The organism is Paractinoplanes atraurantiacus, assembly GCF_900215205.1.
In the GTDB taxonomy this organism is placed as follows: Bacteria; Actinomycetota; Actinomycetes; order Mycobacteriales; family Micromonosporaceae; genus Actinoplanes; species Actinoplanes atraurantiacus.
In genome coordinates this window covers 1,355,788-1,379,935 of sequence record NZ_OBDY01000001.1, presented here as the reverse complement: position 1 = coordinate 1,379,935, position 24,148 = coordinate 1,355,788, and the positions used below count along the sequence as shown (strand labels likewise).

At 71.1% G+C, this 24,148-nt stretch carries 24 protein-coding genes; 5 read left to right on the top strand and 19 right to left on the bottom strand.

The window, feature by feature from the left end; genetic code table 11:
* Positions 1-21 precede the first annotated feature (21 nt).
* From CRP55_RS06595 to sigB, 11 genes are all read right to left on the bottom strand, one after another.
* Entirely contained in the window at positions 22-393 is a 372-nt protein-coding gene (locus tag CRP55_RS06595) for a response regulator (RefSeq protein ID WP_097318621.1), read from the bottom strand.
* Positions 390-665, bottom strand: a complete 276-nt coding sequence (locus tag CRP55_RS06590) for a hypothetical protein (protein WP_097318620.1) — start codon at positions 663-665, stop codon at positions 390-392. Before CRP55_RS06590 ends, CRP55_RS06595 begins: the two co-directional genes overlap by 4 nt.
* Entirely contained in the window at positions 646-2,997 is a 2,352-nt protein-coding gene (locus CRP55_RS06585) for a chemotaxis protein CheA (protein WP_097318619.1), read from the bottom strand. Before CRP55_RS06585 ends, CRP55_RS06590 begins: the two co-directional genes overlap by 20 nt.
* On the bottom strand, positions 2,994-3,386 hold the full coding sequence (locus CRP55_RS06580) for a response regulator (RefSeq protein ID WP_097318618.1): 393 nt from the start codon (positions 3,384-3,386) through the stop codon (positions 2,994-2,996). The genes CRP55_RS06585 and CRP55_RS06580 overlap by 4 nt, the downstream gene beginning before the upstream one ends.
* The gene (locus CRP55_RS06575; protein WP_097318617.1) at positions 3,383-4,258 is read right to left on the bottom strand and encodes a CheR family methyltransferase; all 876 of its coding nucleotides are present in this window, start codon (positions 4,256-4,258) and stop codon (positions 3,383-3,385) included. The genes CRP55_RS06580 and CRP55_RS06575 overlap by 4 nt, the downstream gene beginning before the upstream one ends.
* Positions 4,255-4,854 (bottom strand): HEAT repeat domain-containing protein, encoded by a 600-nt coding sequence (locus CRP55_RS06570; protein ID WP_097318616.1) that lies wholly within the window; start codon positions 4,852-4,854, stop codon positions 4,255-4,257. Before CRP55_RS06570 ends, CRP55_RS06575 begins: the two co-directional genes overlap by 4 nt.
* 18 nt (positions 4,855-4,872) lie before the next feature.
* On the bottom strand, positions 4,873-5,922 hold the full coding sequence (cheB, locus tag CRP55_RS06565) for a chemotaxis-specific protein-glutamate methyltransferase CheB (protein WP_097318615.1): 1,050 nt from the start codon (positions 5,920-5,922) through the stop codon (positions 4,873-4,875).
* A 15-nt stretch (positions 5,923-5,937) separates the two neighbouring features.
* The gene (locus tag CRP55_RS06560; RefSeq protein WP_097318614.1) at positions 5,938-7,500 is read right to left on the bottom strand and encodes a chemotaxis protein CheW; all 1,563 of its coding nucleotides are present in this window, start codon (positions 7,498-7,500) and stop codon (positions 5,938-5,940) included.
* Between the two features lie 16 nt (positions 7,501-7,516).
* Positions 7,517-9,469: a methyl-accepting chemotaxis protein gene (locus CRP55_RS06555; RefSeq protein WP_097318613.1), complete on the bottom strand. Its 1,953-nt coding sequence runs from the start codon at positions 9,467-9,469 to the stop codon at positions 7,517-7,519.
* Between the two features lie 164 nt (positions 9,470-9,633).
* Positions 9,634-10,203: an HhH-GPD-type base excision DNA repair protein gene (locus CRP55_RS06550; RefSeq protein ID WP_179855022.1), complete on the bottom strand. Its 570-nt coding sequence runs from the start codon at positions 10,201-10,203 to the stop codon at positions 9,634-9,636.
* Between the two features lie 97 nt (positions 10,204-10,300).
* Positions 10,301-11,272: an RNA polymerase sigma factor SigB gene (sigB, locus tag CRP55_RS06545; protein WP_097318611.1), complete on the bottom strand. Its 972-nt coding sequence runs from the start codon at positions 11,270-11,272 to the stop codon at positions 10,301-10,303.
* 245 nt (positions 11,273-11,517) lie between these two features.
* Between sigB and CRP55_RS06540 the strand changes: the two genes are divergently transcribed.
* On the top strand, positions 11,518-12,306 hold the full coding sequence (locus CRP55_RS06540) for a sporulation protein (RefSeq protein WP_097318610.1): 789 nt from the start codon (positions 11,518-11,520) through the stop codon (positions 12,304-12,306).
* On the opposite strand, the gene dtd is transcribed toward CRP55_RS06540, so the two are convergent.
* The 5 genes from dtd to CRP55_RS06515 all read right to left on the bottom strand — a co-directional run bounded on the left by dtd (position 12,303) and on the right by CRP55_RS06515 (position 18,498).
* A complete protein-coding gene (gene dtd / locus CRP55_RS06535) occupies positions 12,303-12,725 on the bottom strand; it encodes a D-aminoacyl-tRNA deacylase (RefSeq protein ID WP_097318609.1) in 423 nt (140 codons plus the stop codon). The two genes, CRP55_RS06540 and dtd, sit on opposite strands and share 4 nt — an antisense overlap.
* Positions 12,726-13,628, bottom strand: coding sequence for a phosphotransferase (locus CRP55_RS06530; RefSeq protein WP_245922809.1), 903 nt, complete (start codon positions 13,626-13,628; stop codon positions 12,726-12,728). It abuts the gene before it with no gap.
* 228 nt (positions 13,629-13,856) lie between these two features.
* The gene (locus tag CRP55_RS06525) at positions 13,857-14,207 is read right to left on the bottom strand and encodes a hypothetical protein (protein WP_097318607.1); all 351 of its coding nucleotides are present in this window, start codon (positions 14,205-14,207) and stop codon (positions 13,857-13,859) included.
* Positions 14,208-14,754: 547 nt separating this feature from the next.
* Positions 14,755-17,301: a bifunctional acetate--CoA ligase family protein/GNAT family N-acetyltransferase gene (locus tag CRP55_RS06520; protein ID WP_097318606.1), complete on the bottom strand. Its 2,547-nt coding sequence runs from the start codon at positions 17,299-17,301 to the stop codon at positions 14,755-14,757.
* Positions 17,302-17,313: 12 nt separating this feature from the next.
* Positions 17,314-18,498, bottom strand: a complete 1,185-nt coding sequence (locus tag CRP55_RS06515; protein ID WP_438865755.1) for an acetoin utilization protein AcuC — start codon at positions 18,496-18,498, stop codon at positions 17,314-17,316.
* A 218-nt stretch (positions 18,499-18,716) separates the two neighbouring features.
* Between CRP55_RS06515 and CRP55_RS06510 the strand changes: the two genes are divergently transcribed.
* Complete coding sequence (locus tag CRP55_RS06510) at positions 18,717-19,439, top strand: iron-dependent transcriptional repressor DtxR (RefSeq protein WP_097318605.1); 723 nt, start codon at positions 18,717-18,719, stop codon at positions 19,437-19,439.
* 1 nt (position 19,440) lies between these two features.
* Here CRP55_RS06510 and CRP55_RS06505 read toward each other — a convergent pair whose 3' ends face one another.
* Positions 19,441-19,998 (bottom strand): hypothetical protein, encoded by a 558-nt coding sequence (locus tag CRP55_RS06505; protein ID WP_245922808.1) that lies wholly within the window; start codon positions 19,996-19,998, stop codon positions 19,441-19,443.
* Positions 19,999-20,128: 130 nt separating this feature from the next.
* On the opposite strand from CRP55_RS06505, the gene CRP55_RS54380 reads away from it, so the two are divergent.
* On the top strand, positions 20,129-20,599 hold the full coding sequence (locus CRP55_RS54380) for a hypothetical protein (protein WP_097318604.1): 471 nt from the start codon (positions 20,129-20,131) through the stop codon (positions 20,597-20,599).
* On the top strand, positions 20,592-21,491 hold the full coding sequence (locus tag CRP55_RS06495; RefSeq protein ID WP_097318603.1) for an alpha/beta fold hydrolase: 900 nt from the start codon (positions 20,592-20,594) through the stop codon (positions 21,489-21,491). Before CRP55_RS54380 ends, CRP55_RS06495 begins: the two co-directional genes overlap by 8 nt.
* Here CRP55_RS06495 and CRP55_RS06490 read toward each other — a convergent pair.
* Entirely contained in the window at positions 21,466-21,876 is a 411-nt protein-coding gene (locus tag CRP55_RS06490) for an SRPBCC family protein (RefSeq protein ID WP_097318602.1), read from the bottom strand. The genes CRP55_RS06495 and CRP55_RS06490 overlap by 26 nt on opposite strands.
* A gap of 35 nt (positions 21,877-21,911) precedes the next feature.
* Between CRP55_RS06490 and CRP55_RS06485 the strand changes: the two genes are divergently transcribed.
* Entirely contained in the window at positions 21,912-23,153 is a 1,242-nt protein-coding gene (locus CRP55_RS06485; RefSeq protein ID WP_143234427.1) for a WD40/YVTN/BNR-like repeat-containing protein, read from the top strand.
* 148 nt (positions 23,154-23,301) lie between these two features.
* Here the strand turns inward: CRP55_RS06485 and CRP55_RS56165 are convergent, their stop codons facing one another.
* Positions 23,302-23,841 (bottom strand): pentapeptide repeat-containing protein, encoded by a 540-nt coding sequence (locus CRP55_RS56165; protein ID WP_369076898.1) that lies wholly within the window; start codon positions 23,839-23,841, stop codon positions 23,302-23,304.
* Positions 23,842-24,148: the final 307 nt, after the last annotated feature.

Sequence of the window (24,148 nt, the reverse complement as noted above, 5' to 3'; positions counted from 1 at the left end):
CCTCCCATGAAAAGGCTCAACTCAAGCGCCCGGAACGACCTGCTTGATCACGCCGAGGAGCTGGTCCGGCGCGACCGGCTTGACCAGCCAGCCGGTGGCGCCCGCGGACTTGGCCTCGTTGCGCTTGGTCTGCTCGGACTCGGTGGTCAGCATGAGCATCGGGGTGAAGCGCATGCCTGGTGCCTTGCGGGCCTCGCGGACGAAGGTGATCCCGTCCATCTGCGGCATGTTGACGTCGCTGATGATCAGGTTGGGCTTGACGCCCTTGGCCAGCTTCTCGAGCGCCTCCTTGCCGTGGCCGGCGGTCTCGACGGAGTAGCCGGCCTTGGTCAGGATGGACTTCAGGCTCATGAGCATGGTGGCCGAGTCGTCGACGAGCATCACTGTGGTCATGGAGGTTCACTTCCTTGTCGGCTTGCTGTGCCATTGCCCCCCGCGAGCAGTGGCAGCACCTGCTCCGCCAGGAAGGCGTTCGCTGGTGCCGAGCTAATCTTCGGGCGGAAAAGCAGCAGGGCCTGGAGCGCGCCGGTGTGCAAATGGTTGCAACGGCGCAGGTTGACCTTCGGCTTCTCGGTGGCCCGCAGCCAGGCTGCCAGCGGCTCCACCTCGTCGACGGTCACCACGTCGGTCAGGGTCGCGGTCGCCTCATGCAGCTCGAGCGGCAAGGCCGAGCACCTCCTTCATGTTCAGCACCAGCAGCACCAGCCCGTCGCCGAGCAGCGCCGTGCCGGAGAACTCGTCCGCGTACGCGAGCAGGCCCTCCATCGGCTTGAGGATCACGTCGACCTCCCGGTGGAACTGTTCGACCAGCAGGCCGACCCGCTGACCGTGCAGGCTGACGATCAGGATCCGCCGGTCGTCGTTCTCGTCCGGCGTCCACGGCATCCGCAGGGCGGCGGCCAGATCGATCACCGGGACCACCTCGCCACGCAGGACGACGACGTCCTGGTGCAGCACCCGGCCGATCTCACCGCCGGGCACGCGAACGGTCTCGACCACCAGGTCAACCGGGATGCCGAACCGCTGCCCGGCCACGCTGACCACCATCACCTGGGTGACCGCCATCGACAGCGGCAGCCGCAGGCGCGTCACGCTGCCCGTGCCGAGCTCGGATTTCATCGTCACGGTGCCGCCGAGCTTCTCCACGCTCGCCCGGACCGCGTCCATGCCGACTCCCCGCCCGGAGAGATCCGAAACCTGGTCGGCGGTGGAGAACCCGGCGCGGAAGACCAGCTCCACGGCCTCCTGGTCGCCCATGCTCTCCAGCTCCTCCTCGGAGATCAGGCCCTTCTCGTACGCCTTGCGCTTGACCTTGACCGGGTCGATGCCCCGGCCGTCGTCGGCGATCTCCACGACCACCGCGTCGCCGTCGGCGACCGCGCTGAGGGTGATCCGGGCCTGGGGCGGCTTGCCGGCCGCGGTCCGCTCGTCGGGCAGCTCGATGCCGTGGTCGAGGCTGTTGCGCACCAGGTGCACGAGCGGGTCGGCGAGGGCCTCGATGACGTCCTTGTCGGCCATCGTGTCCTCGCCCTCCATGACGAGCTCGATGTTCTTGCCGAGCCGGCGGCTGAGGTCGCGGACGAGGCGGGGGAAGCGCGAGAAGGCCACCGACAGCGGCAGCATCCGGACGTCCATCACCGCCGCCTGCAACTCCTCGGCGATCCGGTGCAGGCCCGAGTACTGGTCCTTGATGCGCCGGCTGAGCACACGGCTGCCGAACTCCTCCTCGGCCGAGTCGGCCAGGAAGGTCAGGCCGTTCTTGGCCACGTTGAGCTCGCCGACCAGCTCCATGAGGTGGTCGACCTTCTCCTGGTCGACCTTGAGGATCTTGGTACCGACCTGGCCGCCGGGATCGTCGGCCCGCCCACGGTCGATCCGTTCCTCCGGCGCGGACCGCTCGATCAGCGCGGGCGGCGGTGGTGCTGCCGGTGGCGCTGGGGTGGAGCCGAGCAAGCGGTTGACGGTCTCGGTCAGCTGCTCGGCGTTCAGATCTGACAATTCAGATATGTCACCCAAGGCGGCCGCGGCGGAGGCGATCGAGTGGGCGATCGAGGCCAATCGGACGCCCCCGACCTCCTGCTGGTCCCGCAGGGAGGTCTGAGCCGCGGCGAGGATCGCGTACGCGTCCTCGACCACGGCCGGGTCCTGAGGGTCGTCGACGACCGGAGCGTCCGCGGCCTCCACTGGTTCCGGCGCCACCTCGCCGTTCAGGAAGCGCCGGAGCGCGTCCCCGTCCAGCTCGACCACCTCGACCTGGTCCGGCACGTAGCGGAACAGGTGGTCGAGCTCGCCGTGCCCGGCCCGGGTGGCCAGCACGAAGCCGATCAGGCAGGCGTACTCGTCGTAGTCGTCCGGCGAGGGCCACTCGTCCGGCGGCACCACGGCGATCCGGGCCAGCGCCGGCACCTGACTGATCAGGTGCAGCGGGTCCTCGGCGCGGAAGAAGCAGCCCTCGTCGGGCAGGTAGCGGGCGAAGCGCAAGGTCGAGGAGGTGGTGGTCAGCCAGGTCGCGGTCGCGTCGAGCCACTCCTGCTCGAAGTGGCTCAGCCACTCCGGCGGCGGGGCGATCACGTGGACGATCGGGGCCTTCTCCACCACCGGGGTGGTCGCGTCGCCGCCGAGCGGGCCGCGCAGCTTGGTGATCAGGATGGCGGCGTCGGCGCCGGCGCTCGCGGGCAGCCGCTCGTGCTGGGTGACGTGGGCCAGCCAGCCCCGGATGAGGTCGAAGGCGGCGAGCAGATCGTCGGTCATGCCCGAGTCGAGGTCGAGCTTCCCACCCCGTACGGCGTCGAGAAGATCCTCGGCGGCGTGGGTGAGCCGGGTCAGCTCGGGGAAGTCGAAGAGGCCGGACGAGCCCTTGAACGTGTGTGCGGCCCGGAACACCTCGTTGACCAGCTCCGGATCGCCCGGGTCGCGCTCGAGCTGGAGCAGGCCCTCGTCGACCGAGGTGAGCAGGTCGGCCGCCTCGGCGAGGAACTGGGCGAGCAGCGGATTCATGCCGGGATGCCCCGTCCCGCGGTGAGCATCCGGGCGACGCGGACCAGGCGCTCGGCCGACACCGGCTTGACCATGTAGAGGTTGGCCCCGGCGGCGTAGGCCCGCTCGGCGTCGCCCGGCCGGTCCTCGGTACTGATCATCAGGACCGGGGCCGGCGTGCCGACCGTCTCCGAGCGCAGCGTCTCCACGCAGGTGTAGCCGTTCATCTTGGGCATGTTGACGTCGACCACGAACAGGTCGAACGCGGTGGTGAGGGCGGCCTCGACGGCTTCCAGCCCGTTCGCGGCCTCCTCGACGGCGAAGCCGGCCTCGGACAGCAGGCTGGTGTGATAGAGCCGCACCGTGGCGGCGTCGTCGACGACCAGCACCTTCACTGGGGTCTCTGTCATCGGTTGGCTCCGGTCGGTCGTTGGTAGACGATGCCCTCCGGCAGGCGGGTGGGTGTGAAGATCGGTGAGATACGGCTCATCGACTCGGAATGACCGAGGAAGAGATAGGCGCCGGGCCGCATCGCGCCGTAGAGGTTCTCGGCCGCACGCCGGCTGGACAGCTCGTCGAAGTAGATGAGCACGTTCCGGCAGAAGATCACGTCGAAGTCGCGGAACGCCCGCATCGCGAGGGTGTCGGTGACGTTGACCTGGTGCAGCGTGACCGCGCCGCGGATGCCCTCGTCGAGCTGATAGCGGCCGCCGCCGACCGGGCTGAAGTACTTGTCCCGCCACTTCTTGGGCACGCGCTGAAGCGAGCGCTCGCCGTAACTGGCGTGCCGGGCCCGGTCCAGGACCGAGCTGTCGATGTCGGCGCCGTGGATCTCCACGTCGAGCCGGTCGATCAGGTCCCACTCCTCGAGCAGGCGCAACGCGATCGAGTACGGCTCCTCGCCGGTCGAGCAGGGCAACGAGAGGATCTTGATCGGCCCGACGATGCGGTTCGCCCCGCCCCGCGCCTCGACGACGTCCGGCAGCACCGTGCGCAGCATCGAGTCGAACTGGTAGTCCTCGCGCAGGAAGTACGTCTCGTTGACGGTGAGCTGGTTGATCAGCTCCTGGAGCAGGTCGTCCCGGGCGCTCAGGCGCAGCGCGGCGAACCAGGTGGTGAAGGTGTCGAACTCGGAGTTCTTGATGCACGTGTCGATGCGCTTGTCGACGAAGTAGCGCTTGGACGGTGCGAACTGGATTCCGGTCCGCTTGTAGAAGTACTCGCGGAACTTCTCGAAATCCGCCTCGCTGAGGCCGGCGCCGGCCGTGGCGGCACTGGTCATTTGACCGCCGCCTCGACCGTGAACCGCAGGAACGGGTCGTCCGGGAAGCGCTCGACCGCCCCGCGCAGCAGCTCGTGGTGCTCGGGCCCGATCGAGGGCAGCAGCGCGTCGATGGCGGCGGTGACCACGTTCGGGTGCGGGTCCTCCCGGATCATGACGGCCAGCCAGGTCATCGCCTCGGGATGCGGCAGATCGGCCAGGACCATCGCGGTCATCACGCGGACGTCGTGGTCGTCGTCGTCGATCAGGCGCGGCAGCAGGGCCGGCACCGAGTTCGGCATGGTGGCCAGCGTCTCGGCCACGGCCGTGCGCAGGCCGGCGTCGTCACTGGCCAGGTGGACGGCGAGCCCCTCGGCCACCTGGGCCGTGTCGTGCGCGGCGAGGGTGGTGAGCATGGCGTCGCGGACCGCCGCCTCGGTCTCGCCGGCGACCCGGTCGAGCAGCGGGGCCACGGCCTCGGCCGAGCCGTCCAGGCCCAGCGCCGCCTCCCGGCGCAACTCCGGGTCGGGGTCGTCGAGCTGGCTCAGCAGGGTGTCGGCCGACGGCGGCGCGGCCGTCTCCTCGGGTGGCGGCGTGTTGCGGCGAACGAGTCCCACGGTGGTCCCCCTTCTCTCTCAACGAACCCAGTCAGCGAGGCGGTCGGCGATCTCGTACGAGGGCAGCGTGAGCGTCGCCCCGCCGCGGCGGGACAGCTCGCCCGGCATGCCCCAGACGACCGCCGTCTCCTCGGCCTCGGCGATGGTGCGGCCGCCGTCGGCCTTCACGGCGGCCATCTCGGTGGCGCCGTCGTCGCCCATGCCGGTCAGCAGCGTGCAGACCAGCCGCTCGGCCGCGATGTGCCGGCGGGCCGAGCCGACCAGGCGATCCACGCTCGGATGCCAGCGGTACTCGGCGGCGGCCGGAACGCTCTTGACGATCAGGCCGTCGGTGCGCCGGGCCACCACCACGTCCGCGCTGCCCTTGCCGAGGTAGATGTGGCCGCGCTCGATGTTCATGATCCGGTCGACCTCGTGCACGCGCAGTTGGCAGATCTCGTCCAGCCGGCGCGCGAGCGTGGCGGTGAAGGAGGCCGGGATGTGCTGCGCGATCACCACCGGCGCCCCGAGCGTGGCCGGCAGCTGCGGCAACAGCTCGTTCAGCAGCGCCGGTCCGCCGGTCGACGAGCCGATCAGCAGCAGGTCGACCTCGCCCGCCTTGCTCGGCTTGCCGGGCGGCGCCTTTTTCTCCGGCGCCGCCTTGAGACGCTCCCGAAGCCCGCGCGACCGGTTGATGCGGGCCGAGGTCGCCGCCTTGACCTTGCTGACGATCTCCCGGGCGACCTCGTCGATGTTCAGCGAGACGGTGCCGCCCGGCTTGGCCACGTAGTCGACCGCCCCCAGCTCCAGCGCCTCGAACGTGACCAGGGCGTTCTTCTCGGTCAGGGACGACAGCATGACGACCGGGGTCGGCCGCTCCGCCATGATCTTCGAAAGGCAGGTGAGGCCGTCCATCTCGGGCATATTGATGTCGAGAGTGATGGCGTCCGGGCGTACGCGATCAAGTTGTTCGAGGGCGTCGACCCCGTTGCGGGCCGTGTGCACCTCGAAACCACCTTCCTCGAGGATGCCCTTGACCGCCCGGCGCATCAGGGCCGAGTCGTCGACGACGAGGACCGACGGTGCCACAGTGGAGTCTCCCGGTCAGACGGTGACGAGGTCGCCGGCCTCCACGACGACCTCCTCGCAGACGACGTCGAGGGCGGCGGCCTGCTCGGCGGCGAGCAGCTGGTCGACCTGGACCAGCAGCAGCATCCGCTTCTGGTCGGGCAGGTTGGCCACCCGCGACACCAGGCGGGCCTGCTCGGCCGAGAGCTGCGGCGCCGGCTCCAGCACGTGCCGGCCGACCCGGGCCACCTCGGCCACCGAGTCGACGATGAAGCCGGTACGGACCCCGTTGATGATCAGGACCACGATGCGCTGCCGCTCGTCCCGCTCGCCGCGGGGCAGTCCCAATCGCGTCCGCAGATCGACCACCGGCAGCACGGTGCCGCGCAGATTGACCAGCCCCTCGACGAACTCGTACGACTTCGGCACCCGGATCAGCGCCTCGGGCACCCGGATGATCTCCTGTACGGCGTCGACGTCGACGGCGTACTCCTCCTCGTCGAGCCGGAACACGACGAACAGCTCCTCGTCGCCCCGGCCGTCGTCGGCCATCCGCTCCTCGGCCATCTGCGGCATGTCCCCCTGACCCTGGTGTTCGGCGATCTCGTTGCGTACCTCGGGCGAGTCGAACATCCGGTTGACGCTCAGGACGGAGACCAGGCGCTTGCCGTCCTCGAGCCGGCACACCGACTCCACCTCGCTCTTGCGCCCGTCCCCCGCCATGAAGGCCGGCAGCGGGGCCACCAGCTGGTGCGGGACGCGCAACACCTCGCGCACGGTGTCCATCACGACGCCGACCACACCGCCGTCGATCGAGACGACGACGATCCGGTTCTGCGGCTCCAGCGGCGTGACCGGCAGGCCGAACACGCGGCGCATGCTCACCACCGGCAGCAGCCGGCCCCGCAGGTCGATCACGCCCAGGACGCGGCTGCCCGCGTTGGGCACGTGACTGACCGACTCCGGCGCCTGGACGATCTCCTGCACCTGGTCGATCGGCAGGGCGTACTCCTGGCCCTGCACGGCGAAGCTGACCAGCTCGAGGGTGTCGTCGCTCTCGCCGTCGCCCTCGTCCTCGCGCTCCATCGACATCCGGCCCGAAGCGCCGGCATCGGCCGCCCGGACCCGCTCGGTGAGCTGGTCGAACTGGCTGCCCACGAGGCGGTCGACGTCGAGGATCGTGGTCATGTTGCCGTCGTCCGCCTTGATCACGCCGACCAGCACGTCCGAGCGGACCGTCGACTGCACGGAGTCGGCCGATTCCAGCGCCGCCGGGTCGATGCTGATCACGCTGGCGACCCGGTCGACCACGAAGCCGAGCGGCACGCCGCCGTCGACGATGATGACCCGCGTGGTCTCGTCGTGCTCCCGCGCGTCCATGTCGCAGCAGTCGCGCAGGCTCACCACCGGCAGCACGCGGCCGCGCAGGTTGGCCAAACCCTCCAGCGAGGGCGGCCCGAGCGGCACCTTCACCACGGCCGGCATCCGGATGATTTCCTGGACCCGGCTCATCGGGAAGGCGTACCGCTCGCCGGCCATGTCGAACGTGACGTAGTCGGTGTTGTCGTCCTCGACGACTGATTCCTCTTCGACGCTCATGAGTGCGCCCCCTTCCTCAGGCGGCGGCGTTCTGAAGCTCGTCGGCAAGGGCGGCGATCTCCTCGACCGCGGCGGCCAGCTCCTCGGCGCCCTGTGACTGTTCGCGGGCCGCGGTGGACGCCTGCGCGGCGAGTTGCTCGGCCTCGTTGGCGGCCGACGAGATCTGTTCGAGCCCGGTCTTGACCTCACCGAGCACGCCGGTGATCTCCTGAGCCGACTCGCGGACCTCCTCGTTACCGGCCCGCACCTGCTGCATGTCCCGCTCGATCTCCTCGAGCCGGGCCGTGGTGACCTTGGCCGCCTCGACCTCGGCCAGCGCCTGGCGGCTGGTCTCCTCGAGGTCGGAGCGGACCTCGACGATCCGGTCCTGCACCGCTTTGACGAGATCCTTGATCCGGTCGGCGTTGTCGGCCGAGTCGCGGGCCAGGTTGCGGATGTCGGTGGAGACGACCGCGAAGCCCTTGCCGAACTCGCCGGCCCGGGCCGACTCGACCGAGCCGTTCACGGCCAGCATGTTGGTCTGGATGGAGACGTTGGCGATCGCATCGACGATCTTGTCGATCCGCCGGGAGATCTGCTCCAGCTCGGTCACCTTGCGGACGCTCTCGATGCCGTCGCGGGACGCCTGGGCGATCGCGTCGATCATCGAGTCGACCGCGTCCTTGTTCGTGTTGAGCAGGCCGAGGATGCCGTCGGCCCGCTCAACCGCGTTGCCGGCCCGGGTCATCGACAGCTGTGCGCCCTGCTCGATCTTCGAGACGGCCTCGGAGGTCTGCTGGCCCTTCTCGGCGGCCGTGCGGGCTCCCGAGTTGATCTCGTTGATCGCGACGTTGATCTGGCTCGCGGCGCGGTTGATCTCCTCCACCGCGGCCGACAGCTGCTCGGCCGCCGAGGCGACCTCCTCCGCGCTCTTGGAGACGTCGGTGCTGTTGCGCAGCCCCTCGGAGATCTCGGCCAGCGACTCGGCGGCCTGATCGCTCTGCCGCAGCGCCTGGGTCTGCTGGTTGACCGTCTGGAGCGACTCCTCGCAGGCGGCCGACTGCTGCTCGGCCGCCGCGGCGATCTCCTCCGAGCGGGTCTTGGCCGACTTCGTCGCGTCCTGCGCCTCGACCGCCGCCCTGGCCATCTCCGTCGCACCGGTCATGATCGTGCCCATGTCGGCCCGGATGGTCTCGAGCTGCTCGGTGATCGACTTGCCCTTCTCCACCTCGCTGCGCGCCGTCTCGGCCGACGACTGCACGCCGGAGGCGATCGTGGTGACGCTCTCGCGCACCTCGTCGATCAGGTCGCGGATCTGCCGGGCGCTGCGCTCACTGGTCTCGGCGAGAGTGCGCACCTCGTCGGCGACCACGGCGAAGCCCTTGCCGTGTTGACGGGCCCGAGCGGCCTCGATCGCCGCGTTCAGCGCGAGAAGATTCGTCTGGTCGGCGATGTGTGCCACTGTCTTGACGATCTCGCCAATTTCGTCGGCTTGCTTCTCGAGCTCGGTGATTGTCACGACCGACGCCGTCTGCCGGGTCGAGGCGTTGTCGACGTTCGCGAGCAGGTTGTTGATGCCGCCGCGGGTCTCGTTGAGCAGGTTCTGCAGGGCCTGGCTGAGCTCGGCCACCTGCCGGGTGGTCGCCTCCTGCCGGCCGACCCGCTCCTCGACCTGGTTCATCGCGGCCAGGCTCTGCTGAGTCGCGCCCGACGCCTCCTCGGCGCCCGCGGAGATCTGCTGCATCGACTCCGTCAGCTGGCGCGAGGCCTCGGTGGCCTCGGCGTTCTGCGCGGAGATCTCGGCGGTGGCGGCGGCGATCCGCTCGGCCGCCTGCTGCTGCTTAGCCACGGACCGGGCCTGCCGGCGACCGGCGTCACTGTCCCCGCCGCGACCGGCGGCGGGGCGGGCCGAGGCCGGCGCCGACGCGGGCCGGCTCGCCCGAGCGCTATCGGTGGCCCGCCCGTTGGCGGAGCTCGTCGTCAAGGGCATGGGGGTGGTCTCCCCTCTCTCTTTCAACTGCCGTGCGCATACGCGTCATGGACAACCGGAGTCGGGGAAAACCGCTGCTAACGCGGGCTTTCCTCACCTCCGGAAATCCTGGCACCGCAGGGTTGACGAGAGAGGAGAAATGGACAGACTTCGACGCAATACCTTCACTTGGCCTTGGCGGCCGCCTTCATTTCCTTCTTGTACGCGCGGACCTTGCCAAGCGACTCACCGTCGACGATGTCGGCCACGGACTTGAACGAGCCCTCGGCCCCGTAGCCGCCGGCGGCCTCGCGCCAGCCGGACGGCTCGACACCGTACTGCTTGCCCAGCAGCGCGACGAAGATCTGCGACTTCTGCTTGCCGAACCCGGGCAGCGAGGCGACCCGCTTGATCAGCTCGCCGCCGTCCTCGACGCCGGCCCACAGGTTGGCGGCGTCACCGTCATAGCGGTCGACCAGCGCGCGGCACACCTCCTGCACGCGGGCGGCCATCGCCTTGGGGAAGCGGTGCAGCGCGGGTGGCTCGGCGAAGATCGCAATGAGCGCCTCGGGGTCGAAGTCGGCCAGCTCCTCGGCCGTGTACGCGTGGCCGAGCCGCTGAGCCAGCACCCACGGCGACGTGAACGCCTTCTCCAGCGGAATCTGCTGATCGAGCACCATGCCGATCAGCAGCGCCAGCGGGTCGGACGAGAGCAGCTTGTTGGCCTCGGCCTCGATCGGCAGGGAAATCGTCATGGCGCTCATCTTCGCAGGCGCCCGTTTCTCCGCTCGCGCACAACCGCCCGGGAGCGCGAGGCTCACCGGGCGGCAAGGGGTTTCAGTCGTCGGCTTTCTAGCTGGCGTAGGCCTCGAGGCGCGACGCGCGCTCGGGGTCGCGGAGCTTGAGCATGGTGACCTTCTCGATCTGGCGGATGCGCTCGCGGCTCAGGCCGAACTCGCGGCCGACCTCGTCGAGAGTGCGCTGGCGGCCGTCGTCGAGACCGAAGCGCAGGCGGATCACGGCCGACTCGCGCTCCGACAGCGTGGCCAGCACGATCTCGACCTCGCTGCGCAGCTCGCCCTGGCCGTGGCCGACGCCCGGCTGGTGCTCGACGGCGGCGACGAAATCGCCCAGGGCGCTCTCGCCGTCCTCACCGACGGCCTGGTCGAGGCTGACCGGCTCGCGGTCGTACGAGATGAGCTCGATGACCTGGAATTCCTGGACGCCCATGGCGGTGGCGATCTCGGCGATGCTGGGCTCGCGGCCCAGCGTGGCGGCGAGGTCGCGACGGCTGCGGACCATGCGGTTGACCTGCTCGACCATGTGCACCGGGATGCGGATGGTGCGGGCCTGGTCGGCCATGGCGCGGGTGATCGCCTGGCGGATCCACCACGTCGCGTACGTCGAGAACTTGTAGCCCTTGGTGTAGTCGAACTTCTCGACCGCGCGGATCAGGCCCAGGTTGCCTTCCTGGATCAGGTCGAGGAAGGCCATGCCGCGGCCGGTGTAGCGCTTCGCGATGCTGACCACGAGCCGGAGGTTGGCCTCGAGGAGGTGGTTCTTGGCCGCCTTGCCCTCGGCGATGATCACGCGCAGCAGGCTTGCCAGGTCGTCGGATGCCTCCGGGAGCTTCTCGTCGGCGTAGAGGCCGGCCTCGATCCGCTTGGAGAGCTCGACCTCCTCGACGGCGGTGAGCAGGCGGGTCCGGCCGATGCCGTTCAGGTAGGCCCGGACAAGGTCCGCGGAGACGCCACGCTCGTCGGTAGCGTCCAGGTCGGTGAGGAGCTCGACACCGTCCGTCATGCTGTTGTCGGTCGCCTTCATCTGCAGGACCACCTTTCAGTCCCCTCCCCGCTGATAAACCGTCTCGAGCTGTCCAGTCACTTGCGTGCCGGTGATCGATAGCTTGGCCCGGGACGCGTTAAGCCGAGGTGAGGCAAGCGTCCAGGTGGCATGAATCAGGGAGAACCCTGACGTCGCCAAGCCGACAAGTGCCCGAAATGCCGGTACCGGTCGGTTGCTGTGCGTCGATACTGTTCCCCACACGCCCTCGAGGAGGAGATGGTTCAGTGGTCTTCAAAAAGATGTTGCAGGCACTGGGAGTCGGCGGCCCGTCGGTCGAGACGGTGCTGGCCAACCCCAACTGCCGGCCGGGCGGATTCCTCGAGGGACAGGTGCACGTCGTCGGCGGCGATCACGCGGTCGACGTGGAATATCTCGCGGTCGGCCTGGTCACGCGGGTCGAGGTGGAGAGCGGTGACAGTGAGTACAACACCGATCAGGAGTTCCACCGCCAGCGGCTGACCGGTTCGTTCCGCCTGGAGCCGGGTGCGAAATACGACGTACCGTTCCGCTTCGACGTCCCGTGGGAAACCCCGATCACCGAGGTGTACGGGCAGCATCTGCACGGCATGACGATGGGGCTGGCCACGGAGCTCGAGGTGGCGCGGGCCGTCGACAAGTCCGACCTGGACGCGGTGGCGGTGCATCCGCTGCCGGCGCAGGAACGGCTCCTCGACGCCCTGCTGCGGCTGGGCTTCCGGTTCAGCCGGGCCGACGTGGAGCGCGGCCGGGTGTACGGGGCGCAGCAGAGCCTGCCGTTCTACCAGGAGATCGAGTTCTACCCGCCGTCGGCTTACGCGAGCGGGATCAACCAGCTCGAGCTGACGTTCATCCCGACGCCGCAGAAACTCCAGGTGATCCTCGAGATCGACAAGCGGGGCGGGCTGTTCACCGAGGGGCACGACGCGTTCGGGCGCTTCGACGTGGACTACGCGACGGTCGACCACACCGACTGGGGTGCGCAGCTGGACAACTGGTTGCGGCAGTCGGCGCAGCGGCGGGGGCTGTTCTTCTAAAGCTCGATCCAGATCGAGCGCGGTCCCACGTTGACGCTCTCGACCAGCATGTGCGCCCGGAAGCGGCCGGTCTCGACCGTCGCGCCCCGGGCGCGCAGTGCTTCGACATAGCGGTTGATCAGCGGCTCGGCCATCTCGGCGGGCGCGGCGGCGGTCCACGACGGGCGGCGGCCCTTGCGAACGTCGCCGTAAAGCGTGAACTGGCTGACCACCAGCAAGGGTGCTTGGGTTTCCTGGGCGGATCTGTCGCCGTCCAAAATGCGCAGTTCATGCGTTTTGCGGGCGAGGTGCTCGGCCTTCTCGGGCGTGTCGTCGTGGGTGACACCGACGAGCACGAGCAAGCCGTCCTCGATCTTGCCGACCACCTCGTCGTCGACGGTGACGCTGGCCCGGCTCACAGTCTGCACAAGAGCACGCATCTACTTCACTCCTCGTACTCGGGCGGCGGCCACGGAGAGTTGCTCGATCTCCTCGGGCGACATGGTGGGCTGCCCGCGCCTGATCTCGACGGCCTCGGGAAGGAGCCGGACGGGGTCGCCGGAGGCGCGCTCCAGGAAGAGGTCGAGGAGCTCGCCGGCGTGACTGCCCAGCTCGTGGTCGATGGCGCCGACGGCGACCTGGGCCAGGATCAGGGCGGCCAGGGCGGTGTCGAGGTCGGCCGGGCCGTCGCCGGCGTTGCGCCAGTCGATGAGGACGGGGCCGCGCTGGCTGAGCACCACATTCTCGGGGTGCACATCGAGGTGGACGAGCGTCTCACCGTCACGCATCGGCGGCAGGTCGTGCAGCTGCCGCAGCAGATCGGCCAAGATCGTGGCGCCGCGATCGACGGTCAGATCGCCGGCGAGCAGGGCCTGAGCCAGGGTGGGTCCGTCGAGGCGCTCCATGACGAGATCGGCGCCGCCGGCCCGGAAGACCTCAGGGACGGGAAAACCGTGCTTCCCGGCGTACGCCATGACGGCCGCCTCAGGCGCAGCGTCACCCCCATGCCGGTAGCGCCGCAGGACCCGGCCGTCACCGAGCGCATAGACATCCGCTTCACGCCCCGAGGCAAACGGCAGCCCCACCGATTCAGGAACCGCCACATCAGGGCCCACCGCATCAGAGCGGGCCGGATCCGCGCCCGTCACGTCGGGGCCCGCCGCACCCTCGCCCGTCAGGCCAGCGCCCGCCGCACCCTCGCCCGTCAGGCCAGCGCCCGCCGCACCCTCGCCCGTCGCGCCGGAGCCCGCCGCACCCTCGCCCGTCAGGCCAGCGCCCGCCGCACCCTCGCCCGTCGCGCCGGAGCCGGCTGCACCCGGGGCCGTCACATCCCGTTCCGTCACGTGCGTGACGGTATCGGAACCGTCGCCCTCTCCGCGCCGCGCCCGTTTTGTCGCGACCGGCGCGCCGGGACCACGCGCAGCCGTGTTCGCGGGCCACGCGCGGCCGTTTTGCGGGCCACGCGCGGCCGTATTCGCGGACCACGCGCGGCCGTATTCGCGGACCACGCGCGGCCGTATTCGCGGACCACGCGCGGCCGTATTCGCGGACCACGCGCGACCGCGGGGCTGTCAGTCGACGGCGTTGCTGCTCGCGTCGCTCGTGTAGCCGTCGACCGGGGTCTCCATGGCGCCGGTGGTGGCGTCGCCGGTCGTCGTGTTGGCCACGCCGGGGCCGGAGCGCGGGCGGGTGCGGAAACTGTTCGGGCCGGCGGTGCCGCCCGTGGTGGTCATGATGCCGTGCTCGGGGTGGGGGCCACCGTCCTGGAGCTGCTCGGTGTCGGTGCCCGCGGCCAGGGTGCTGGACAGGCCGGCGTCGTCGTCGCCCTTCTCGGGGCGGTAGGTGCTGGGCTCGTCGAAGATCCCGGGACCGTAGTCGCCCCCGGCGATCTCCCGCTCGATGCTCTCCTGCGAGTCGCTCATCTCGTTCTTCCTTCTTCCGAAGTCGGCCGCTGCATCGTGCCCGAGCGGCCGGGCCGTAAACCCTCGCTGTGGCCGCCATCATGCGCCCGGGCGACCGTCCCCCGCATGAGCCAGATGACTGCACGCCTGATGACACCACCCGAGCAGAGCGCCGCGAGGGCCGAGCCCAGGGCGTCACCCTCACGGGCGCTGCGGCGGAGTCTGAGCCGGGGCCTCAGCCGGGCGGGGCGAAGAGCAGGGTGCGGACGTCGGGGATCCGGGCGCATGCGTGCTCGATCACGGCGCAGACGTCGGGCCAGGCTAGGCCGCCGGCGCCGCAACCGAGGGCGGGGATGGCGAGCGAGTCGAGGCCGGACCGGGAAGCTCTGCTTGAACTGGAGCGCTGTGCCCGCCCATGACCCCGGCCGTTGACCAGCGCATCGACATCGGCCGCCAGAGGTCTCCTCGCCCTGCCTCGATCATCGCCCGGCCGTCCCCTCGTGAATTGCCGAGCCGGGCGACCGTATCGCCGGGGTACGAGCGGCACGGCAAGGTGGCCGGTGCGGCTTCAGGGGGTGCGCAGGCGGCGGGGGCCCGTGTCGGGGCGGCGGGTGGGGTCGCCTATCTCGGTGGCGGCGTGCAGGACCGAGAAGCCGTCGGGGCGGGCCAGGACCGGGTTGAGGGAAAGGCTTCGGAGGCGGGGGTGGTCGTCGGCCAGGCGGCCGACGCGGAGCAACAGGTCGGTCAGGGCGGCGCGGTCGACCGGGGCCGAACCCCGGTAGCCGTGCAGCAGTGGGGCGGCCCTCGGCTCGTCGACCAGGGCCTCGGCGGCCCGGTCGGTGAGAGGGGCCGCGCGCCAGGCCAGGTCGCCCAGGAGCTCGCTGGCCACGCCGCCCAGGCCGAAGCCGACCACGGGGCCGAAGGCGGGATCCTCCATCACCTCGATGCGGCACGCCACACCGGGGGCGACCATCGTCTGGACCAGCACGTCGGGGCCGAACGCGCCGGCCAGTTCGGCCCACGCGGCCCGTACGTCCTCCTCGTCGGCCAGGGCCAGGCGGACCGCGCCCAGGTCGATCCGGTGCCGCAGGGCGCCGCCCGCGGCTTTCAAGGCGACCGGGTAACCCAGCGACGAGGCGGCGGCCACCGCCTCGTCGGCCGAGGAGGCCAACGTGGACGGGACGACGTCGATCCCGTACGCCGAAAGCAGATCTGAAGGTGGGCCGTCGAGCTCGGCCGCCTCGGGGGCTATGTCGGGCAGCGCGGGCAGGACGCCGGGTGGGCGGCGCAGCCAGTCGGCGTAGTACGCGACCCGGGCCAGGGCCCGCACCGCCTCCTCGACCGACGGGTAGGAGGGCACCTTTGTGGACAGGTCTTCGAGCAGGAACGTGGCCACCGTCGGTTTCTCGCCGGCCAGGGCGATGCTGGCCAGGGCCGCGGCGAAGTCGGCGTCCTCGTCGGCGAGCTGGCCGGGCAGGGGCGGGGCGAAGACGACGACCAGGGCGTCGGCGCGGTCGTCGACGGCGGCGTCGGCCAGGGCGTCGGCGAAGTCGTGGGCGCCGGCCATCGGGCTGATGTTCACCGGGTAGCCCTCGGCCACGGTGAGGCCGTCGGCGCGGCAGGCCGAGACGGCCAGCTCGGAGAGCGCCGACGAGTTGCCGACCACGGCCACCCGGCGGCCGCCGGGCAGTGGCTGGTGGGCGAGGAGCAGGCCGACGTCGAAGAGCTCGCGCACGGTGTCGACGCGGATGACGCCGGAACGGGCGAACAGGGCGGTCACCGCGTAGGGGTCGGGGCCGGGACCGTCGCCGGCCAGGCCGGCCGGGCGGGTGGCCGAGGCGACCGCCACCACCGGTTTGACCCGGCTCATCCGGCGGGCCAGGCGGGCGAACTTGCGCGGGTTGCCGAACGTCTCGAGATAGAGCAGGACGACGTCGGTGCCGGGGTCGTCCTGCCAGTACTGCAGCAGGTCGTTGCCGGAGACGTCGGCGCGGTTGCCGGCCGAGACGAAGCTGGACAGGCCCAGGCCGCGGCGGTCGGCCTCGGCCAGCAGGGCGACGCCGAGCGCGCCGCTCTGGCTGAAGAAGCCGACCCGGCCGGCGGCCGGCAGTCTCGGGGCGAGGGTGGCGTTGAGGCGTACGGCCGAATCGGTGTTGGCCACGCCCATGCTGTTGGGGCCGACGACGCGCAGGCCCGCGTCGTGGGCGCTCTGGATCAGCTCGCGCTGGGCGGCCGCTCCCTCGGCGCCGGCCTCGGCGAAGCCTGCGGAGACCACTACCAGGCCGCCCGCTCCGCTCGCGGCGGCGTCGGCCAGAGCGTCGGCGACACCCTCGGGTGGCACGGCGATGAGCGCCAGGTCGACGGTCGCGCCGGCGTCGGCCGCGGACCGGTAGGCCCTCAGGCCACCCACCCGCTCGGCGCTGCGGTGCACCGGGACGATCGTGCCGGTGAAGCCGCCGTCGCGCAGGTGGCCGAGCATGGCGGCGCCGATGCCCTGGCCGCTGGCGCTGGCGCCGTAGACGGCCACCGCGCGCGGGGCCAGCAGGCGGGCGATCGAGCGGGCCTCGGTGAGTTTCTCGCGGGACTCCTGCACCTCGCGCGATTTCTCGGTGGGCGCGATCGGGAAGCTGAGGTGGACCACGCCGTCCGCGTATTTGCGCTGCACCTGGTAGCCGAAGTCGCTGAAGACCCGCAACATGCCCGAGTTTTCCGGGAGGACCTCGGCCACGAAGCGGGTGATGCCGTTGGCCCGCGCGGCCTCGGCCAGATATTCGAGCAGGACCGAGCCGATGCCGCGGCCCTGATGGGCGTCCTCGACCACGAAGGCGACCTCGGCGTCGGGCGAGTCGGGCCCGAGCCGCTCGTAGCGGCCGACCGCCATGATGCGCGGGCCGGTGACGATGACGAACGCCTCGCGGTCGCGATGGTCGACGTTGACGAAGCGCTCGAGGTCGCGCTCGGGAATGCGCGGGTACGGCGAGAAGTAGCGCAGGTAGCGGGTCCGGTCGCTCATGCGGGAGTGGAACTCCACGATGGCCGGTGCGTCGCCCGGCCGGATCTGCCGGAGATGGACGGCGGTGCCGTCGGAGAGCAGGACGTCGGCGCTCTTGTCCACGGTGGCCGCCCCTCAGTCCCGGGGGTCGTGCGGGTCGAGGCCGTGCAGCGGGAACACCTCGGTGCGGCTGGCCAGGATGGCCCGGTCGACGGCGTCGGGCGTCGTGCCGGGCTGCCAGCGCTCGACCGGCGGCTCGGTGCCGTCGGTCATCGACTCGGGGACCTCTGAGCGGGGGCAACGCTCGGCGGCCAGCTTGCGCCAGGGTGCTGGGGTTCGGGTGTACGGGTCCAGAGGCTCACCGGTCGCGACGGCCAGCAGATGGGCCCAGGCCCGTGGCACGACCTCGACCAGCGCGTATCCCCCGCCGCCCATGGCCACCCAGCGCCCGTCGCACAGCTCGTCGGCCAGCTCGCGCATCGCCACGTACGCCGCGCGCTGGCCGTCGACCGACAGCCGCAGGTCAGCCAGGGGGTCGAGCCGGTGGGCGTCGGCGCCGCACTGACTGAAGATGATCTCGGGTGACCACGCGCGCAGGATCGACGGGACGATCGCGTGGAAGGCCCGCAGCCAGCCGCCGTCGCCCGTGCCCGGCGGCAGCGGGACGTTGACGGCGGTGCCCTCGGCGCCGGGGCCGCCCGTCTCGTCGGCGAAGCCGGTGCCGGGGAAGAGGGTCAGCGGGGTCTCGTGCAGGCTGATCGTCAGGACCCGGGGGTCGTTGTAGAACGCGGCCTGCACGCCGTCGCCGTGATGGACGTCGACGTCCACGTAGGCCACTCGCTGGGCGCCGAGGTCGAGCAGTTTCGCGATGGCGACGGCCGGATCGTTGTAGACGCAGAAGCCGGAGGCGCGCGCGGCCAGCGCGTGATGAAGGCCACCGGAGATGTTGACGGCCCTGGTCGTCTCGCCGTGCCAGACCGCCTCGGCCGCCGCGATGCTGGCCCCGCAGATGCGCGCGGAGGCCTCGTGCATGCCGTCGAAGACCGGGTTGTCGGGGGTGTTGAGGCCCCAGCCGGAGAAGAACGGGTCGATCGGGGCGGCGCGGACCGCGTCGAGGTAGTCGGCGCGGTGGACGCGGGTGAGCTCGGCCTCGGTGGCCGGGACCGGTGTGATCATCCGCACGCCGGGCCGGTCGAGGACGCCCAGCTCACGGGCGAGCGCCATGGTCAGCTCGACACGCACGGGGTTGAGCGGATGGTCACCCATGTCGTAGTCGAGGAGCGCTCGGTCCCACACCACCGCGGTCGTCCGGTCCACCATGCCCGTCATGCTGCCACGCACCCCCGACATCTTCCGGCCGGTGGCGGCGTCCCGCGGCGAACTGTCCGGGTCGGGTAGGGTCTATGCCCACCAGCTCGGGGCCGCTGTCAACCCCATGTAACGAGGTAATATCGCTGCTGGGAGGGCCACACCGTGAATTATCTCGTCGACACCCGGGGCAGGCCGGCTGTTGGCCGTGAGCACTGGGGGGTCGAAGCATGAAGACGTCACTACACAAACACGACCTCGTCGACACAACCGAGATGTATTTGCGCACCATCCTCGAGCTCGAGGAGGAGGGTGTGCCCCCGCTGCGGGCCCGGATCGCCGAGCGGTTGCACCAGAGCGGTCCCACGGTGAGCCAGACGGTCGCGCGCATGGAGCGCGACGGCCTGCTGACCGTCGAGAACGACCGTCACCTCGTGCTGACCGACGAGGGCCGCAACACGGCCGTCTCGGTGATGCGCAAGCACCGCCTGGCCGAGCTTCTGCTGGTCAATGTCATCGGCATGCCCTACGAGGAGGCCCACGAGGAGGCCTGCCGCTGGGAGCACGTGATGAGCGACTCGGTCGAGAAGAAGGTCTACGAGCTTCTCAACAAGCCGACCCGTTCGCCGTACGGCAACCCGATCCCCGGCCTCGAGGCGCTCGGCGTCCCGGACGAGGAGGACGAGGACGTGCTGGACAGCGCGGCCCAGGTCAGCGCCGGCGAGCGCAACCTGGCGTTCCCGGGCCTGACCGGCAGCGTCGTGGTGCAGCGCATCTGCGAGAGCGTGCAGACGAACTCCGACGTGCTGCGCCAGCTGCACGCGGCCGGCATCGACCCGGGCACGACCGTGACGGTCGCCCAGGAGCGCGACGGGGTGACCATCGACCGGTCCGGCGACAAGATCCGGCTGCCGCGGGAGGTGGCGTCGCGCGTGTTCGTCGCGGCGCACTGACCTAGCCGTTCGTCGTGTCCATCGCCTTGGCGTAGGTGAACAGATCTCTGGTCATCGCCGTCACGGCGGTGGACTTCGCGTTTGCGGCGAAGGTGAAACGCAGGGTGCGTATCTGCTTCGCCGCGGTGAGCCAGCCGATCTCGGTGACCGGGCCGTGCCCGCCGCCGGCCGGCGTCTTGAGCAGGTAGGCGGCCTTGCCCAGGCCCTTGAGCTTGATGCCCTTGGCCGGCTTGAGGTCGTCGAGGAACTGCTCGGCGGTGGCCGCGGTGCTTCCGACGACCGACAGCGTCAGGTCCGGATAGGTGGCGTCGACGGTCTGCACCACGCACGTCGAGGTGGACTCGACCTTGGTGGCCGCGGCCACGGTGAACCGGACGCCGATCGCCTCTTGGATGGAGGCGTAGTCCCAGAGGGCGCAGGCGCCGCCGGCCGAGGCCGCGGGCAGCTGCTCGGCCTTTTCCACCGGCGGCAGCGCCGCGGGCTGGTCCACGGGCTTGTCGTCGCAGGCCGCGAGCGCGAGCAGCGTGACAGCGCCGAGCACGACGAGACGCGAGCGCACGGGCGATCCTTCCGGTGTGATCCGGGCACACCGTACTGGTCCGCCTCGCGCAGCGAAAGGCCACCAAAGCCACCCTTAATGTACGGAGGGTAACTTGACACCCGGCGTCAAGGCCCGGGAGGATGGCGCCGTGAGCGAGGACGAGCTGGCCGGGCAGATCGTGCGGCTGCTCGACATCCGCCTGCTCGACCCGCTCGAGGTGCTGCTCGAGGGCGACGACGCGGTCGACGCCCTGCGCTCCCTCGTCCAGGGACGGGCACGGCGCTGGGCCGCCACACTCACCGGCGACGACGAGCGGGCGGCCGTCATGACGGCGGCCCGGCTGATCGCGACGCTCCACCCGGGCGACCGGCCGTTCGACCCGCCGGCCGAGTGGTGGGCGACCCCGCTGGGCCGGGCCGTGGCGCGGCAGGCCGGGCATCCGGGGGCGGAGTCGGTGTCGTACGCCACCGCCGGCGCCATGCTCGGCATCACCCGGCAAGGGGTACACGACCTGGTCAAACGGGGACGGCTCCCCCGCCATCCGAACGGCGGCGTGCCGTCGGCGGCCATCCGAGACCGGCTACGCGGCGACGCGCCGCGAGGAGGACACCATGATTAACGACCGCCTGATCGACGCCGGCGACCTGCCGCTCGCGGTCCGCGACTTCGGCGGCGACGACCCGCCGCTGCTGTTGCTGCACGGCGCCGGCGGCAACCTGGCCCAGATGACCACCCTGGCCCGCGCGCTGCGCCAGAGCCACCGGGTGATCAGCGTCGACCTGCGCGGGCACGGCCGCTCCGGTGAGGGCACGTGGACGTGGGACGCGGCGCTGGGCGACCTGGCCGCGGTCTGCGTCCAGATGGAGCTCGACCGGCCGGCCGTCGTCGGGCACTCGCTCGGCGGCATGCTCGCCGCCCTGTGGGGCCAGCGCCACCCCGAGGCGCCCGGCGTGGTCAGCCTCGACGGCAACCCGCCGCCCACCCGCGTCGAGCACCTGCCCGGCATGGAGCCGCCGAAGGCCGCGGCCGAGCTGAAGCGGCTGCACGCGATCTTCGATCAGCTCGAGGCGCAGGCGGGCCAGGTGATCGAGGCCGACCAGCTGCCCGACATCGTCGAGGCGCAGCGCATGGCCGCCCGCGACATGGGCGCCAACGAGAAGGTCTGGATCGAGGGCTTCCGCCGCAACCTGGTCCACGAGAGCGGCGAGACCTCGACCCGCCCGTCCGCGGCCGCCACGGCACAGCTGCGCGCGCTGATGAACGAACTGGACCTGGGGCCGGTGTACGCGAGCACGACCTGCCCGGAGCTGCTGGTGCTGCCGACCCGCAACCTGCCCGAGCAGGAGCCGTTCGCGGAGCTTTACGCGGCCCACCGCCGCTTCGTGGTCGAGCAGGCCGAGGCGGCCGGGCACCCGCGCTACATCTCGCTCGAGGACACCTCGCACGCGATGGTGATGGAACAGCCGGCCGTGCTGGCCGGGCTGATCACCGACTTCCTGCGTACGGCGTGAGACGCGCAAGGCAGCTGGACCAGCCGGCCTCGTACATCCTCGCGGTCTCCTCATCAAGCCCGGAATGAACGACGCGCACGCCGGTGCCCGCGCCGGCCGGGGTCAGCTCGATGGTGACCCGGCTGTCGCGGTCGTCGCCGGCCCAGCGCCACGACTGCACCAGGCGCCGCGGCGGGTCGAGCTCGAGATAGCGCCCGGCGAAGCCCATGCCGTCGGCGTCGATGCCGAACCCGCCACCCGTCACAGGGTCGGAGAAGGCCTTGGGGTGCAGCTCGGCCGGCCAGTACCAGGCGGCGAGCTCGTCGGCGTCGGTCAGGGCGGTCCAGACACGCTCGGGCGGCGCGTCCACATGGGACGTGATGACAGCCTGCTTGTCTTGGCTCATCACCCGACCCTAGAGCCTCGTGCATGATCGTGGGCATGACTCGTGCTGTTCGGGCTCTGGTCGCAGTCGGCCTCCTGCTGACGACAGTCTCATGTGTCCGGTCACGGCCCGAGTCGATCCCGGAGCGCGCCGGCCTGGGCACTGTGCCCGCCTCCGACCTGGGCTTCGAGCGCCACGCCGGCGCGGTGGACTGGCCGGCGAGCTCGGACTGGGTGCCGCCGGGCAGCGGCCTGCGCGCGTTGGTGCCGCTGTCGTCGTGCGTGCTGGCCCTCGGCGACTACCAGAACGGCTACCGGGCGGTGACCGCGAACTGGACGGGCGGGCCGGCATGCGACCGGCTGCGACTGGACCCGGCGCCCTCGGCCCCGCGTGACAGTGGCGAACGTCCCGACGGGTGGGCGGGCGGCGGAGTGAGCGCGGACGCGGTGATCGTCGAGCCCGGCGGCGCGATCCTCGCGGCTTCCAGCAGCGGCCTGGCTCGGTACCGGGGCGGCAAGCGGGAAGAATTGGCCCGGGCTGATCTGTCGAAGGCCGGCTTCGAGGGGCAGGGCTCCCGCAGCCGGGTGGGTGGCATGGTACGTACGAGCAGTGGGCGCATCATCATCAACGCCGACCTGGTCGACACGGCCGGGCCGCCGCCGGCGGTGCTGGTGTCGGACGACGGCGGCCGGTCGATGCACCGCGTGGACCTGCCCGCACCCGCCGGCCCGCACCCGCCGAGCCGGCAGCTCCTGGCGGTCCTCGCCGCCGACGGCGACACGGTCGTGGCGATCGGATACGGCTGGCAGCATCCTGGGGCCTGGCGCTCCACCGACGGCGGCCGCACCTGGTCGGTGTCGGCGATCGACGGCCTGCCCGAACAGCTGATCCTGACCCGCGTCGTCCACAGCGGCGGCCGGTGGACGGCGTTCGGCGGCGTGGACCGGACGGAGAAAAGGTCGCAGGACACGACGTACGTTTTGACGAGCACCGACGGTCTGCACTGGAAGCCGGGGCCGACCGCGGGCATGGGCGCGGGCCGGATCACGGACGTCACGGTCGACGCGTCCGGCACACTCGTGGCGACCGGCGTGATCGACGACTCCCGCCCGCACGTCGAGGGAGTCCGCGACGACTACTGCGGCGTCGTCTGGCTGGGCGACGGCACCCATCCGTGGCGGCGCGGCGAGCTGGGTTGCGGCGACGCCCCGCCTCAGGCAGTGACCACCTTGCGCGACGGCCGCGTCCTCATAGCGGGCAACCGCGACCTGTGGCTACGCGCCACCACGACCTCATAGCGGGCAACCGCGCCCCGCGGCTACGCGCCACGGCGTCCCCATCGCGGCCATCCCACCCCGCAGCCACGCGCCACCACATCCCATCGCGGACACCACGACCTGCGGCTACGCCCCACCGCGTCCCCATCGCGGACACCACGACCTGCGGCTACGCGTCGCCGGCGCTTTGCGCGCGCCTGGCCCCGGATCGCCCGGGCCGGCGCAGGCAGGCCCAGCGCAGGCAGGCAAGGCATAGGCCCACCCCGCGTAGGCGGGCACGGCGGCAGGCACGACGCAGGCGGGCACGACGCAGGCGGGCACGCAGGCGGGCACGACGCAGGCGGGCACGCAGGCGGGCACGCAGGCGGGCACGACGCAGGCGGGCACGACGCAGGCGGGCACGACGCAGGCGGGCACGACGCAGGCGGGCACGACGCAGGCGGGCACGACGCAGGCGGGCACGACGCAGGCATCGATCTGGGTTACTCGCCGGATGTGACTGGGTGGGCGGCGAATGAGGCGAACAAGCCGATGGCGAGAGCGGCGGAAGACACAAAGGATCGCGCGCAGAACGCCCACATGGTCGGCCAGCAGGCCGACAAGGGGGCGGCCCGGCAAGGAAAGCCCCGTACCCGATGGAACCGGTCGACCGAGACGCGGACGGCGGCCCAGGCGGGCAGTGCGGCAGATCTCGGTGCGGGTCAGCCACCGGATTTGAGTGGGCAGCGGATAAGGGCGAACAAGCCGATGGCGAGAGCGGCGAAGACGCAAAGGATCGCGCGCAGAACACCCACGTGGTCGGCCAGCAGGCCGACAAGGGGGCGGCCCGGCAAGGAAAGCCCCCTACCCGATGGAACCGGCGACCGAGACGCGGACGGCGGCCCAGGCGGGCAGTGCGGCAGATCTCGGTGCGGGTCAGCCACCGGATTTGAGTGGGTAGCGGATAAGGGCGAACAAGCCGATGGCGAGAGCGGCGAAGACGCGAAGGATCGCGCGCAGGACGCCGACATGGTCGG